The 12,436-nt window shown below is 54.8% G+C and carries 14 protein-coding genes; 9 read left to right on the forward strand and 5 right to left on the reverse strand.

The features are described from left to right. The first annotated feature begins 232 nt into the window (after nt 1-232). The 4 genes from MKFW12EY_RS08960 to sufD are packed head-to-tail and all read left to right on the forward strand — an operon-like array spanning nt 233 to nt 2,822. On the forward strand, nt 233-487 hold the full coding sequence (locus MKFW12EY_RS08960; RefSeq protein ID WP_054760667.1) for a DUF4160 domain-containing protein: 255 nt from the start codon (nt 233-235) through the stop codon (nt 485-487). Nucleotides 488-492: 5 nt separating this feature from the next. Beyond that, nucleotides 493-735 carry a DUF2442 domain-containing protein gene (locus tag MKFW12EY_RS08965; RefSeq protein WP_054760669.1) on the forward strand — a complete coding sequence of 81 codons (243 nt, stop codon included), beginning with the start codon at nt 493-495 and terminating at the stop codon, nt 733-735. A 36-nt stretch (nt 736-771) separates the two neighbouring features. Continuing rightward, the gene (gene sufC, locus MKFW12EY_RS08970; RefSeq protein WP_054760672.1) at nt 772-1,521 is read left to right on the forward strand and encodes a Fe-S cluster assembly ATPase SufC; all 750 of its coding nucleotides are present in this window, start codon (nt 772-774) and stop codon (nt 1,519-1,521) included. Beyond that, on the forward strand, nt 1,518-2,822 hold the full coding sequence (sufD, locus tag MKFW12EY_RS08975) for a Fe-S cluster assembly protein SufD (protein WP_054760674.1): 1,305 nt from the start codon (nt 1,518-1,520) through the stop codon (nt 2,820-2,822). The genes sufC and sufD overlap by 4 nt, the downstream gene beginning before the upstream one ends. Before the next feature lie 11 nt (nt 2,823-2,833). Here the strand turns inward: sufD and MKFW12EY_RS08980 are convergent, their stop codons facing one another. Then, on the reverse strand, nt 2,834-3,394 hold the full coding sequence (locus tag MKFW12EY_RS08980; protein WP_054760676.1) for a Uma2 family endonuclease: 561 nt from the start codon (nt 3,392-3,394) through the stop codon (nt 2,834-2,836). A gap of 15 nt (nt 3,395-3,409) precedes the next feature. Between MKFW12EY_RS08980 and MKFW12EY_RS08985 the strand changes: the two genes are divergently transcribed. From MKFW12EY_RS08985 to MKFW12EY_RS09005, 5 genes are all read left to right on the forward strand, one after another. Beyond that, on the forward strand, nt 3,410-4,645 hold the full coding sequence (locus MKFW12EY_RS08985; protein ID WP_054760677.1) for an NYN domain-containing protein: 1,236 nt from the start codon (nt 3,410-3,412) through the stop codon (nt 4,643-4,645). A 16-nt stretch (nt 4,646-4,661) separates the two neighbouring features. Beyond that, on the forward strand, nt 4,662-5,882 hold the full coding sequence (locus MKFW12EY_RS08990; protein WP_221054394.1) for a cysteine desulfurase: 1,221 nt from the start codon (nt 4,662-4,664) through the stop codon (nt 5,880-5,882). Beyond that, the gene (gene sufU, locus MKFW12EY_RS08995; protein ID WP_054760681.1) at nt 5,882-6,337 is read left to right on the forward strand and encodes a Fe-S cluster assembly sulfur transfer protein SufU; all 456 of its coding nucleotides are present in this window, start codon (nt 5,882-5,884) and stop codon (nt 6,335-6,337) included. The genes MKFW12EY_RS08990 and sufU overlap by 1 nt, the downstream gene beginning before the upstream one ends. 86 nt (nt 6,338-6,423) lie before the next feature. After that, entirely contained in the window at nt 6,424-7,092 is a 669-nt protein-coding gene (locus tag MKFW12EY_RS09000; protein WP_157199290.1) for a class I SAM-dependent methyltransferase, read from the forward strand. Between the two features lie 111 nt (nt 7,093-7,203). Beyond that, entirely contained in the window at nt 7,204-7,518 is a 315-nt protein-coding gene (locus tag MKFW12EY_RS09005) for a non-heme iron oxygenase ferredoxin subunit (RefSeq protein ID WP_221054395.1), read from the forward strand. A gap of 25 nt (nt 7,519-7,543) precedes the next feature. On the opposite strand, the gene MKFW12EY_RS09010 is transcribed toward MKFW12EY_RS09005, so the two are convergent. Genes MKFW12EY_RS09010 through MKFW12EY_RS09025 form a run of 4 tightly spaced genes read right to left on the reverse strand, consistent with a single transcriptional unit; the run spans nt 7,544 to nt 12,420 of the window. Further along, nucleotides 7,544-7,984, reverse strand: a complete 441-nt coding sequence (locus MKFW12EY_RS09010; protein WP_054760685.1) for a hypothetical protein — start codon at nt 7,982-7,984, stop codon at nt 7,544-7,546. Between the two features lie 10 nt (nt 7,985-7,994). Then, complete coding sequence (locus MKFW12EY_RS09015; protein WP_082880912.1) at nt 7,995-9,407, reverse strand: TolC family protein; 1,413 nt, start codon at nt 9,405-9,407, stop codon at nt 7,995-7,997. After that, nucleotides 9,404-10,759, reverse strand: coding sequence for an HlyD family secretion protein (locus MKFW12EY_RS09020; protein ID WP_221054396.1), 1,356 nt, complete (start codon nt 10,757-10,759; stop codon nt 9,404-9,406). The genes MKFW12EY_RS09015 and MKFW12EY_RS09020 overlap by 4 nt, the downstream gene beginning before the upstream one ends. A 2-nt stretch (nt 10,760-10,761) precedes the next feature. Further along, nucleotides 10,762-12,420 carry an ATP-binding cassette domain-containing protein gene (locus MKFW12EY_RS09025; protein ID WP_221054397.1) on the reverse strand — a complete coding sequence of 553 codons (1,659 nt, stop codon included), beginning with the start codon at nt 12,418-12,420 and terminating at the stop codon, nt 10,762-10,764. Between the last annotated feature and the right edge of the window lie 16 nt (nt 12,421-12,436).

Raw genomic sequence — 12,436 nt, forward strand, 5'->3', positions numbered from 1 at the left:
CAGGGGCGATGCAGGGATGCATCGCGTTTTCCGAAGGGGCTGGGGAAGCCCCTTCGGAAAACCCCGCTCAAACCTGAGGAGCGCAGGATTAACGCGGCATTCGGGTCGCCTTTTCTTTGGATACTTTCTTTTGGCAAAGCAAAAGAAAGTATCTCGCCTGTCGGTGCGAGAACCGACATTAAAAAACCGTCGCGATAGCGACACTAAAAGTAGAGAAAATAACTAAACCCCAATGCCTGAAATATCTCGCTTCTACGGAATTATTATCCGAATGTTCTTGATCGATAAGGAGCATCCTCCTCGTCATATTCATATCAAATACGGCGAATATCAAGCAGTAATGGAGTTGGAGAATTTGAATATCATTGACGGCAGTATTCCCAGAAGATGTCGCATATTAGTTAGAGAATGGGCTGAATTACATCAGGATGAATTGATAGCCATGTGGGATAGTCAAAACTTTCACAGTATCGCCCCTTTGGAGTAAAGAAAATGAAGCTTAAGAAATTTGAACATCTCGATGGATACAGTTTTGAACTGGTCTTTGAAAATGGCCAAACATCCAAAGTAAATTTGCAGGATTTAATCAGTCAATATGTTTCTCCGGATGAGGTCAAAACGGCCCGGATTGATCCTGAATGGGGCTGTTTGGAATTTAACGATGGCGCAGCGGATATTGAGCCAAAAACGCTCTATCAATTTGCCATGAAAACGACGATACAACATGCAGCCTGATTGGGCGGCCCGAATTTTTTATCCTTAGGTAGACACATGCTCAGCATCAAAAATCTCCACGTAACCATCAACGACAAACCCATACTAAAAGGCCTAACCCTGGATATAAAACCCGGAGAAGTCCACGCCATCATGGGCCCCAACGGCGCCGGCAAGAGTACCTTGTCGCACGTGCTGTCCGGCAAACCCGGTTACGAAGTCACCGAGGGTAGCGTGACTTACAACGGCAAAGACTTGCTGGATATGGCCCCGGAAATCCGTGCCCGCGAAGGCGTTTTTCTGGCGTTTCAATATCCGGTCGAGATTCCCGGTGTGAGTAATATTTATCTGCTGAAGGCCGCATTGAATGCGATGCGGAAGCACAAGGGTCTGCCGGAAGTCGATGCGATGGACTTTTTGACCATTGTCAAAAGCAAGGTCAAGTTGCTACAGATGGACGAGAAGTTTTTGTACCGCGCGGTCAACGAAGGCTTTTCCGGCGGCGAAAAGAAGCGTAACGAAATTTTGCAGGCGGCGGTTTTGGAACCGAATCTTTGCATTCTCGACGAGACCGATTCTGGCCTGGACATCGACGCCTTGCGTATCGTCTCTGATGGCGTCAATTCCTTGCGTTCCGCCGAGCGGTCGTTCCTGATGATTACCCATTACCAACGCTTGCTGGATTACATCAAGCCGGACGTGGTGCACGTGTTGGCCGATGGCAGAATCGTTAAATCCGGTGGGCCGGACTTGGCCCTGGAGTTGGAAGAGAAAGGTTATAGCTGGCTGGAGGGGCAAGCCGCATGATCGCCGCCGAACAATCCGCTTATTCGTATTTGAACGCGTATCAGGACTTGGCAGCGTCATTGCCGGGTCACAATTTGCCGTGGTTGCAGCAACTGCGTGCCGAGGGCTTGGCCGCATTTGCCGAGCGCGGGTTTCCGAATATTCGCGAGGAAGAATGGCGTTACACCAATCTGGCGGCGTTGAACAAAACTGTGTTTGCGCCGGCCGCGGAGCAGGGCGTTGACACCGAGTGGTTACAGCAATATCGCCTGGAAGATGCTTATAGCGTGGTGCTGGTTAATGGCCGGTTTGATTCGGGCTTGTCGGCATTGGCCGGTTTGAGCAACGGCGTTAGCGTCCGCAGTTTGGCCGAGGTGTTGACACAAAATCCCGAGTCGATTGCCGGCCAATTGGGACAAGCCGTGGCCAGTAGCGAACATAACTTGATCGCGTTCAATCAAGCCTGGTTTGCCGACGGTGTGGTAATCGAAGTCGCCGCCAAGCAGCAACTGGATAAACCAATCCAGATTCTGCATGTGGCTACCGAAGCCAATGCGCTGGCCGTGACTCGCAACGTGTTCATCATCAATGATCAGGCCGAAGCGGAAATCATCGAGACTTATCTCGGCAGCGCCGACAGCTATTTCACGGCATCGGTCAACGAATGCCTATTAGGCCGCAATGCCGGTTTAACGCTGTACAAAGCCCAACTGGAAGCTGCCAAGGCCCAACATTTTGGCGGCACTTACGTCAAACAAGCGCCCGACAGCCGCTTCGCTCATCATAATTTCGCGTTGGGTAGCTTGCTGGCGAGGACTGACATTCATAGCGATCTGGACAAGGCGTCGGAATGCAGCTTGAACGGCTTGTTCGTCGCCGGCGGCCGCCAGCATTTGGATAATCACACCCGCATCAACCATTTGCAGCCGCGTGGCATTAGTCGCGAGTTTTACAAAGGGGTGCTGGATAACAGGGCACGCGGCGTGTTTCAGGGCCGGGTCATCGTTGCCGAGGGCGCGCAAAATACCGATTCGGAAATGAACAACCGCAACCTGCTGTTATCGGCCGATGCCGAAGTGGATACCAAGCCGCAGCTGGAAATTTACAACGACGACGTCAAATGCTCGCACGGCGTCACCGTCGGCCAGTTGGAGGAAAAGTCGGTGTTTTATCTGCAATCGCGCGGCGTCGATGCGGAAACGGCTCGGAATATTTTGACCTTCGCCTTTGCCAACGAGATGGTCGATAAAGTAGGCCATGCCGAGCTGAGAGGCTTCCTGTTGCAGGAGCTGCTGGCGCGGTTTCCGGCGATGAGTTTGTAGTGGGCTAACGCCTACAGGATGTCGGCGACTTGAACCTGAATCTCCGTTAACGAAACCAGATTGATATGATCGGTCTTGGCTAACGTAATCTGCTCCCGGTAATCGCCATTTTCCGGCTGCCGGTATATTTCCAGGCAGTTGTCGATTAGATTGACGATCCAGTATTCGGGAATTAGGTGAGTGGCATATAAAAGGCGCTTTTGTTCGCGGTCGAAGCGCAAGGTGCTGTCGGATACTTCGATCAATAACAGTACATCGGCGGCCTTGGGATGGCGGGTAGTATAGTCATCAATCTCTGGCGTCAATAGCGCCAAATCAGCGTGGGGTTCGGAGAACGCGCTCAATTGTATCGGATGATTTATGCCGACGATTGCCGGTAAATCGGGTAACAAGTTGAAACGACTTGTTAAGCGCATACGGTGTCCGGCATGATTGGGGCTTATCGGCCCCATATCCAGAATTTCGCCGTCAATCAACTCTAAATGATTTTCGGGATCGAAGACATTGGCTTCTCCCATGCGATGCCATTCTTCAACATGAAATCGGTGCGAAATTGGGGATTCAAAAATCATTCTCGGATTTGATAGATGATTGACAGCAATAGGATAGCGGTTTTTATCGATGCCGAAAATGTTGGCAGTTGGATCAAACAAGGTGGCGTCGAGATCCTAATCAGCGAACTGAAAGCGTTGGGACAAATAATCATTCGGCGCGCTTATGGCGTTTGGAGCAGACCTCATTTAGCAATGTATCAGGCGACGCTAAATAAGCAGGGATTCGAATTGATCCATTGTTACCATCCGGCATCAGGCAAAAACTCAGCGGATATTTATATGACGGTCGATGTCATGGAATGCGCTTGGCAATTTAATAATATCAATTATTTTGTTCTGGTTACCGGAGATTCGGATTTTAGTCCGGTTTTTCGCCGGTTACGAGCGATCGGCAAAGAAGTAATTGGTGTTGGGCAAAGTTCGACCTTGAGTCAGTGTGTTGAGGGAACGTGCAGTCGGTACATCTATACTGATGAGTTTGTCGAATGTTCGCAAAATTTGCCAGAAATAAACGCTAGCATCGAAGGTCTTCCACAAGCAAATGTGCCTTGTAAAACTCAAAAATCGTCAGATCAAGATGTGATTAAACAAAAAATATTGAGCGTCGCAATTGAGTTAACGAAAACAGTTTTGAAATCCGAGAAAGGGTCAATTAATATTTCGCAATTGCGTAATAAGTTGGTGGCGAGAGATAAGGCTTTTGATCATAAAGTATTGGGTTTTAGCCAGTTCAGCGCCTTTCTTGCGGCGATTAACGGTATCAAACTGGAGAAAAAAGGGACAGCCCAATTTGCGTCCTTGGTTAATAAGGCCGAGAAGGATAAGCCGGCTAGTACGATCGAAAAAATAAATTTAGCAGAAAAATACAAAGACTTGTTGCATAAAAAGGGAGTTTTTCTGGTTGATGTTGAAAAGCTTAAATTGATTTATAGCTTGTCTTGTAAAGCGAATTCGGCATTCTCAGACATTTCGGTTGAAGAGTTTATGGCTGAATTGTCCGTTCAGAAAATGAAAATCAATAAAGATGACATAAGAAATGCCATAGATTTATTTCGCAGGGCAAACTTAACAATTAATAAGAATGGAAACATCGCGCTAAAAAAGCTATCGACTCAGGAATTTCTTTCAGCTATAGATGTTATGTTAATTGCTGAGTTAATTGAAATTAAAAAATCAATTTCTCTGGAACTTAAGGCTAAAGAAATTAAAAAATTATCTTTTTCTACTATTAGTAAAGACGAAATCAAAAATATTATTAAGGTTGGTTAATTAAATTTTTTATATTATGAGTTATCCCATTGAACAAATCCGTGCCGACTTCCCAATCCTCGGCGAGAAAATCCGTAACAAACCCTTGGTTTACCTGGACAACGCCGCCAGTTGCCAGAAGCCGCAAGCGGTGATCGACGCCATCGTCCACACCTACAGCCACGAATACGCCAATATCCACCGCGGGGTGCATACCCTCAGCGTCAAGGCCACCGATAAATTCGAAGCGGCGCGGGAAAAGGTCAGGGCGTTTATCAACGCTAACAGCGACAAGGAAATCATCTTCGTGCGCGGCGCCACCGAGGCCATCAATCTGGTCGCGCAAAGTTACGGCAAGTCGCAACTAAAAGCCGGCGACGAGATTGTCATCAGTGCCATGGAGCACCACGCCAATATCGTGCCGTGGCAGATGTTGTGCCAGCAGATCGGCGCGGTGTTGAAAGTTGCACCGATCAATCAACAAGGCGAATTGCTGTTCGACGAGTTTGAAAAATTGTTGAACGCCAACACCAAATTGGTGGCCATCACCCATATGTCCAACGCTTTGGGGTCGATCAATCCGGTCGATAAAATCATCGCCGCCGCGCATGCCAAAAACATTCCGGTGTTATTGGACGGCGCCCAGGCTATCCCGCACATGGCGGTCGATGTGCAGGCTTTGGATTGCGATTTTTACGTGTTTTCCGGACATAAATTGTACGGCCCGTCCGGCACCGGTGTGCTTTACGGCAAGCAGGCCTTGCTGGAAGCGATGCCGCCGTACCAGGGCGGTGGCGACATGATTCGGCAAGTGACCTTCGAAAAAACCACCTACGCCGGCTTGCCGCACAAATTCGAAGCCGGCACGCCGGCTATCGCCGAGATTATCGGTTTGGGCGCGGCGATCGATTACGTCAGCGCGATTAGCATGGACAAGATTGCCGCGTACGAAGCGGAACTGCTGGATTATGCGACCGAACAAGCGCGGGAAATCAAAGGACTGAACATCATCGGCCAAGCCGAGCACAAGGGCGGCATTCTGTCGTTCACGCTGGACCATATTCACCCGCACGACATCGGCACCATGCTCGACAGCCTGGGCATCGCCGTGCGCGCCGGCCACCATTGCGCGATGCCGGTGATGGATTTTTACGGTGTGCCGGCGACGGCGCGCGCTTCGTTTGCCATGTACAATACCCGGCAAGAAATCGATGTTTTGCTGCAAGGCATCAAGTCCCTAATTGAGGTGTTTGGCTAATGTTTGACGAACTACGCGACCTGTACCAAGAGGTCATCTTCGACCACAACCGCAACCCGCGCAACTTCCGCATCATGGCAGACGCCAACCGGCGGGTGGACGGGTTTAATCCGCTGTGCGGCGACAAGCTGACGCTGTTTTTGAAAATCGACGATGACCATGTGATCCAGGATGCCAGCTTTCAGGGTTCCGGCTGCGCAATCTCCACCGCCTCGGTGTCGCTGATGACTGAGATCATCAAAGGCATGAGCGAGGACGAGGCGGAAGCCTTGTTCAAGCAATTCCATGAAATGACCACCGGCAAGACCGAGGACGTCAACCTGGAAGCGATCGGTAAATTGGCGGTATTGGCTGGCGTCCGCGAGTATCCAGCGCGCGTTAAATGCGCGACGCTGGCTTGGCATACGCTGGACGCGGCTTTGAAAAATCAGCAGGAAGCGGTTTCGACCGAATAGTGGCTGCATCCAACCTGTCCGTGTTGCGCAGCGATGACCAGCGAGATGCTAGTCTGGCGCAACATTTGGATGTCGATTTGCTGGGCATGGAGCAAGCGCTGGCTGGCGATGGAGAGATTTTCCTGGCCTATCGCGACGGCTGCTTAAAACTACTCGACCGGCAAACCCTGAAAAAAGGTGGTCTAGCGGTTGAGGTTGATCCGCGCCCCGGCGAACAGCATTCTTATCCGGCGCCGAAAAAAGAATTGCTGGCGCAGGCGGTCGGCAAGAAAACCCATACCATCGTAGACGCGACCTGCGGCTGGGCCCAGGATAGTCTGGCTTTGTTTCGGATGGGTTACCAAGTGACTTGTATCGAGCGCTCGCCGGTGATGGCTGCCCTGATTCAGGACGGTTTCGAACGGCTGGCCAAGAAAGACTGGGTGTTGCGACGCGAACTCAGTCCGCCCAAATTGCTGCTCGGCAACGCCATCGAATTGCTGGCTAACTTGCCGGAGCAGCCCGACTGCATTTACCTGGATCCGATGTTTCCCGCCAAGAAAAAGCAGAGCGCGGCGACGCGTAAATCGATGGCGATCCTGCGCGATATTCTGGGCGACGACCTGGACCGGCAGGCATTGTTCGACGCGGCCTGGGCGGCAACCGGCAGACGGGTTGTCGTCAAAAGCCCGGATTACGCCGAACCGCTGGGCGGCAAGCCGAGCGAGAGCTTGCACGGCAAACTGTTGCGCTACGATGTGTATTTGAAATCGTAGCAGCGACGCTTTGGTCGCGAAACAGGCCTAGCGCCTGCAACCGCAGGTCTTTCATTTTTCGGGGCGATACAAGCTTTCTTATGATTTTTAGAAATAACAAGCGAGAACGGCATGACTGAGTGGATTGATGTGGTGGCCGCATCGGCCTTGGCCGACGGCGAACATGTGGTAGTGGATGTGGATGGCGACGACGTCGCGGTGTTCAACATTGGCGGCGAGTTTTACGCGATTGCCGATGTCTGCACCCACGACGGCGCCGAGATCGCCAGCGGCGAGCTGGACGGCGACGAGATCGTCTGCCCACGCCACGGTGCCCGGTTTTGCGTAAAGACCGGCCAGGTCAAATGCGCGCCAGCGTACGAGGATGTCGCCACGTTTCCGGTTCGGGTCGCGGGTGGCAGGCTTCAGGTGGCCGCCCCGACCTGAAACCGATCCGCACAAAAGGTCGAAATTACACCAACATATAACCGACGCTACCGGCCAAAAAGGCGAATTCGACCAACAACAATTGCAACTTCTGCAACACCGGCAACATGTCCCAATAGGCCTGCCAGCGCTGGCGCAATCGCTCGCAGCATTGAATACAGTAGCGTTTAGCCTGCTTCAACCACAACGGCAAATGGCGGGCCATACGGTACAAAATGCCGGCGCCGATGGCGCAACTGGTGTAGAACACGATCATCTGCGCCTGGAACTTGCTGAAACCGAACACGTGCGTCAACAACTCCTCGACGGCAAAAGCCACGCTTTCATAAACGGTGTGGGCCACCCCGGCAAAAAAGTGCAAGGTCTCGACAGGGAACTTAATGCAGACGATCAACAAACCGATAAACAACAAAGCCTTGATCGTCGTCGTTCGAGAAAAATTCGCATTGTCAGATTTTCTAATCATACTCATCACCTCATTGTCCGTAATCCAAAGGTGCGGCGACCGTGGCTTGAAAGTCGGCATGGGCCTTAAACAGGCTGGCCGCCGCATCGGCCGCTTGCAGCGTCGCATCGCCGCTGGCTATCTCGCGTAAATTGACAAATAACAAAGTCGTTTCGCCCCATTCGAAGCGGGTGCGTTCGCCTTCCTCCAACTTGCGGGCGGCCTGGCGTTGCTGTTCGCTCAGCGTCAGGCGCTGGCGGGCGGCGTTCAGCGCCGACAGCACGTCCTTCACTTCGGCGTTAATCCGGTCTTCGGTGCCGGTCCGTTCCCAGCGCAGGCGGCGTAGATTGGCCGCCGCCGCTTGGGCCCGGCCGCCGGCGACCCGCTGTTGGAGCGGTATATCGACATTCAAACCCAGATAGAGTTCGTCGCGATTCAGCTTATCTTTGGCGTAGCCGATGTCGCTGGCACCCATCACCGAGAAATCCACGGCCGGGTTGCGTTGGTTGTTTTGCAACGCCAGTTCGGTTTCGGTTTGTTGGCCTTGCAGTTCCAAACGTTTTAACTCCGGACGCTGGCTGCGGGCCAAATGGGCTGCGGATTCGAAATCGGCTTCGATTTTGGGTTCGCGTTCCGGGAAACCGTTAGGCAGCAATTCGTCGGTCGGCAATTGCGGTTGGCCGTCGGCGTCGCGCCAATATAAGGACAACTGGATAGCGCTTTGTTCCAGCAAGCGCTTGGCGGCAACCAGCCGCTCGCGGCGCTCGATGATGGCGCGCTGGTTGTCCAGCGCTTCGAAATCCGGAATGTCGCCGGCGGCGACCCGCTGCAAAATGCCGTCGTTGCGTTGTTCGGCGATCTGCAACAATTGCGCTGCGGTACGGGCACGCAGGCCTGCCAACACCCAGTCCCAATAACGGTGGCTGGCTTGGCGCCGCACTTCCAGCAAGACTTGGTCGAACTCGTGGCCGGCGATCAGTTTGCCGAGTTCGGCTTGCTGCAAGCTGGCCCGGCGCCGGTCGATCTCGCGGTTGCGCCACAACGGGATATTGACGCCGATGCGGGCTTCGCCGTCGTCGGCGGTCTGGCTCTTACCTTCGTAAAGCGGATATTGGCCGGTACCGCGCCGCCAGCCGCCGAAAAAGGTCGCCCCCCACAGACTGGTCGGTTGTTCGATCACGACATCGTAATTGCGGTTTTCGTAGATGCCGGCCACCGACCAACGGTTTTGCGATTTCAACAAGGTATCGAATCCGCCTTCTGCCGTTTGCAACTCGCCTTCGGCAACCTGTTTGCGCTGTTCCGCCGCCAATAGACCCGGAAAGGCCCGCAAAGCCGCATCCAGCACTTCCGCCAAGGCCAACGGCCGCGGCGCGGGGGCAGGCTCGGCCGAGGCCAGCAGCGGCAGCAAGAGCAAAATCAGCACAGTCGCCTTGGTCTTCATTCTTTTTTCTCGCCGCTGTCGGCTTTCTTGTCGTCGCCTTTACCGCCGTCTTTAACTTCGGGTTCCGGCAACACCAGCGGCGGAAAGCCGTTGAAGATCCGCCATAATTCGTAGCCCAGCGTGACTTGGCCCAGCAGTACCCAGCCGTTGACCCGTACGCCTTGGCGTAGAAAGCGCACTTCCGGCCAGGGAATGTCGTCAGGATCGTGCTGTACCAGGATGCGGAAATGGCCTTTGCCGTCGTCGGTGGCGTCGATCAGCACCACTCGGCCGCCGAACGAGCCGATGGAGAATTCCGGCCAGCCGCCGAACTGAATGGCGGGGTAGCCTTCGAATTGCAAGCGTACCTTGCTGCCGGACACGATCAACGGCAGGTCGTTGCCGTCGACCCATAATTCCACCGCGCGCTGGTCGGTGTCAGGCACCAGAATCGCCAACGGTTGGCCGGCCTTGACCATCTCCGCATTCGGGTTGGCCAGCAGCCTTAACACAGTGCCGTCGCGCGGCGCGGTGATGGTTTGGGTTTGCTGGCGGGCCAGCCGGGTTTCGACTTTCAGCAAATCCGCGCGTAGGTAATTTTGGTCCTCGATAGCTTTATTCAGCTCGGCGCGGGCTTTCTCGACGCCGGCCGTGGTGTCGGCGGTTAGCTTGCGCAAGTCGGCGCCCAGCGCGTCGACTTCGCTCCTGGCCGCCGCCAGCGCGGCGTGGGCGCGGTCGAGGTCGGCGCTACGCTGGGCTATTTCCAGTTGCGCCAGTTCCAGCGTGCGCCGCGAGGCCAGGCCTTTTTCCTGCAGGGTTTGCTGACGGGTCAAATTCAACGACGAGGTCAACCGGGCGGCGCTGGCGGCTTCTGCGCCTTGCACCGCTTGGCGCTGGCGTTGCCGGGCCATTTCCAAACGCGATTCGGCCGCAGCCAACGCTTGCGGCCGCGCTTGTTCGGCCATGCGCAATTGTTCGCGGAAGGTCTCCACCCGGTTGTCGATCGCGGTTTGCCGGCCGAGCAAGGCCTGGCGTTCGCCTTCCAAACGTTGCAGCAACAAAGGATCGTTATCGCGCAATTCGGCGATCACTTCGCCAGCCTTGACCTTGCTGCCTTCTTTGACCAGCCAGCGCGAAATACGGCCTTCGACCGGCGCGCCGACCGTTTGTTGGCGGTCGCCGGGAATGTAGGCCACGACGCGGCCGATACCGCGCACGTTTTGCTGCCACGGGGTCAGTAACAGCAAGAACAGCAGCACGATCAACAGCAATATCAGGGAACGGGCGAGCTTGCCGGCGATCGGCGCGGTAATCGCATCGGTCAACAATTTCAAACGGGTATCCGGCAGCCATTCTTCGGTTTTGCCATGCATGGTTATGCTCCTTCGGTCAGCGTTTCCTGTAGCCGGCCCTCGACCAATACCGCTTGGCGCCGAAAACGGGCCAGCACCAGCGGCTCATGGCTGATTACCAGCAAGCTCCAGGGTGCATCGGCTGCGGTCAGGCATTCGAGTATGCCGGGTAAGTAACGGGCGTCGATCCGGTCCAGCGCCTTGTCGATTAGCAACAATTGCGGCTTAACGGCGATGGCGCGGGCCAGCGTCAGCCGTAGGGCCTGTTCTTCGCTGAGCGGTGCGCCGTGCGGGCACAGTGCGGTATTCAAGCCGTCGGGCAGGGCCGAAATGGTTTCGAGCAGTCCGACCTGGTCGAGGGCGCGGCGCATGTCGGCCAAGGCCAGGTCGCTGCCCAAGCTCAGGTTTTCCGCAACGGTGGCCTCCACCAGTTCGGCATGGCGTACCAGGCCGATGCTGTCGCGTAGATATCGCAAACTCAGGTCGCGCAGGTCCTCGCCGTTTAACAGGATTTGTCCGGAACTCGCCGCACGTAACCCAAAAATCGCATCCAGCAGCGTGCCGCGTTCGGCACCGGTGCTGATAGCAAGGCGCTCGCCGGGCTCCAGGGTCAAGTCGAGCCGGTTGGCCGGGTCGGAATACGGCGTGTCCGGCAAGCAGAGCTGTCTGATTTCGACCCGGCAGCCCCGCTCGAAATGTTGCGGTTGTCCGCCGTGGCCGGCTTCCTGCGGCAGATCCAGCAGGTAGCCGATTTTGTCGACGCTGGCGACCAGTTCGTAAAAGTTATCCAGGGTTTTGCCGAGCCGGGTCAGACCGTAGACCATGGCGTTGACCACCAGCTCGGCGGCGATCAATTGGCCCAGGCTGAGCTGGCGTTCGATCACCATCCAGCCGCCCATACCCAACAGCGCGGTATTGGCCAGGGTATGCAATACCAGTGCGCCGATATTTTGTCTGGACAGGATCCGGAAGTGGTTAACGCAGGCGGCAAGATAATGTCTGGCGATGCGCTCGGTCTGTTGGTTGACGAAGTCCTCGCCGCGCCGGCTCTTGCCGAGTAAGGGGTTGGCGGCGATATTTTCCAGCCAGGCGGCGGCCGTGTATTTGGCTCTGGATTGCTCGATCGCGGTCGGGATGCCTTGTTTGCCCATCACGAACAGGATCAGATACAGCGCCGCAACCAGAAACAAATCGAACGCCAGCAACAAGGGGTGGTAAAACGCCAGCAACAGCATTCCGATTAGGGTTTGCAATAAATAACCCAAGGTTTCCAGCAATAACGACGCGGCGGTTTTTTGCAGCGACACCACGTCGAAAAAGCGGTTGGCCAATTCCGGCAGGTATTGTTGGTCGCGTACCGTGATCGCCGCATTGCGCAGCCGTTCGGCGGCTTCGCCGAACAGCCGGACGAACAGACGGCGTTGCAGCATTTCCACCACGTAGAATTGCAACGCGACCAGACTGTTGCTGAACGACAGCAACACCAGCAGAATCAGCGTCAACACCACCAAGGGCTGCAACAGCGCGCCGAAGGCGATGGTATTGACCAGTGCCTGTACCGCGACCGGCGTGGCCAGCGACATCAGGCCGATACCGACGCCGTAAGCCACTAACGAGCCGATATCCTCCCGTTCGATCAGGATTAGCTGTTTCAAACGTTGTAATGGATCGTGCGATGCCATGCTTAGCTCCTTGTGA

The organism is Methylomonas koyamae (assembly GCF_019669905.1).
Taxonomy (GTDB): domain Bacteria; phylum Pseudomonadota; class Gammaproteobacteria; order Methylococcales; family Methylomonadaceae; genus Methylomonas; species Methylomonas koyamae.

Bases quoted from the DNA above. Each gene is read 5' to 3' on its own strand.
- MKFW12EY_RS08990 (WP_221054394.1), top strand. From the start codon at position 4,662: ATGAGTTATCCCATTGAACAAATCCGTGCCGACTTCCCAATCCTCGGC.
- sufC (WP_054760672.1), top strand. From the start codon at position 772: ATGCTCAGCATCAAAAATCTCCACGTAACCATCAACGACAAACCCATA.
- MKFW12EY_RS09025 (WP_221054397.1), bottom strand. From the start codon at position 12,420: ATGGCATCGCACGATCCATTACAACGTTTGAAACAGCTAATCCTGATC.
- sufD (WP_054760674.1), top strand. From the start codon at position 1,518: ATGATCGCCGCCGAACAATCCGCTTATTCGTATTTGAACGCGTATCAG.
- MKFW12EY_RS08980 (WP_054760676.1), bottom strand. From the start codon at position 3,394: ATGATTTTTGAATCCCCAATTTCGCACCGATTTCATGTTGAAGAATGG.
- MKFW12EY_RS09010 (WP_054760685.1), bottom strand. From the start codon at position 7,984: ATGATTAGAAAATCTGACAATGCGAATTTTTCTCGAACGACGACGATC.
- MKFW12EY_RS08965 (WP_054760669.1), top strand. From the start codon at position 493: ATGAAGCTTAAGAAATTTGAACATCTCGATGGATACAGTTTTGAACTG.
- MKFW12EY_RS08960 (WP_054760667.1), top strand. From the start codon at position 233: ATGCCTGAAATATCTCGCTTCTACGGAATTATTATCCGAATGTTCTTG.
- MKFW12EY_RS08985 (WP_054760677.1), top strand. From the start codon at position 3,410: ATGATTGACAGCAATAGGATAGCGGTTTTTATCGATGCCGAAAATGTT.
- MKFW12EY_RS09000 (WP_157199290.1), top strand. From the start codon at position 6,424: ATGGAGCAAGCGCTGGCTGGCGATGGAGAGATTTTCCTGGCCTATCGC.
- MKFW12EY_RS09005 (WP_221054395.1), top strand. From the start codon at position 7,204: ATGACTGAGTGGATTGATGTGGTGGCCGCATCGGCCTTGGCCGACGGC.
- sufU (WP_054760681.1), top strand. From the start codon at position 5,882: ATGTTTGACGAACTACGCGACCTGTACCAAGAGGTCATCTTCGACCAC.
- MKFW12EY_RS09020 (WP_221054396.1), bottom strand. From the start codon at position 10,759: ATGCATGGCAAAACCGAAGAATGGCTGCCGGATACCCGTTTGAAATTG.
- MKFW12EY_RS09015 (WP_082880912.1), bottom strand. From the start codon at position 9,407: ATGAAGACCAAGGCGACTGTGCTGATTTTGCTCTTGCTGCCGCTGCTG.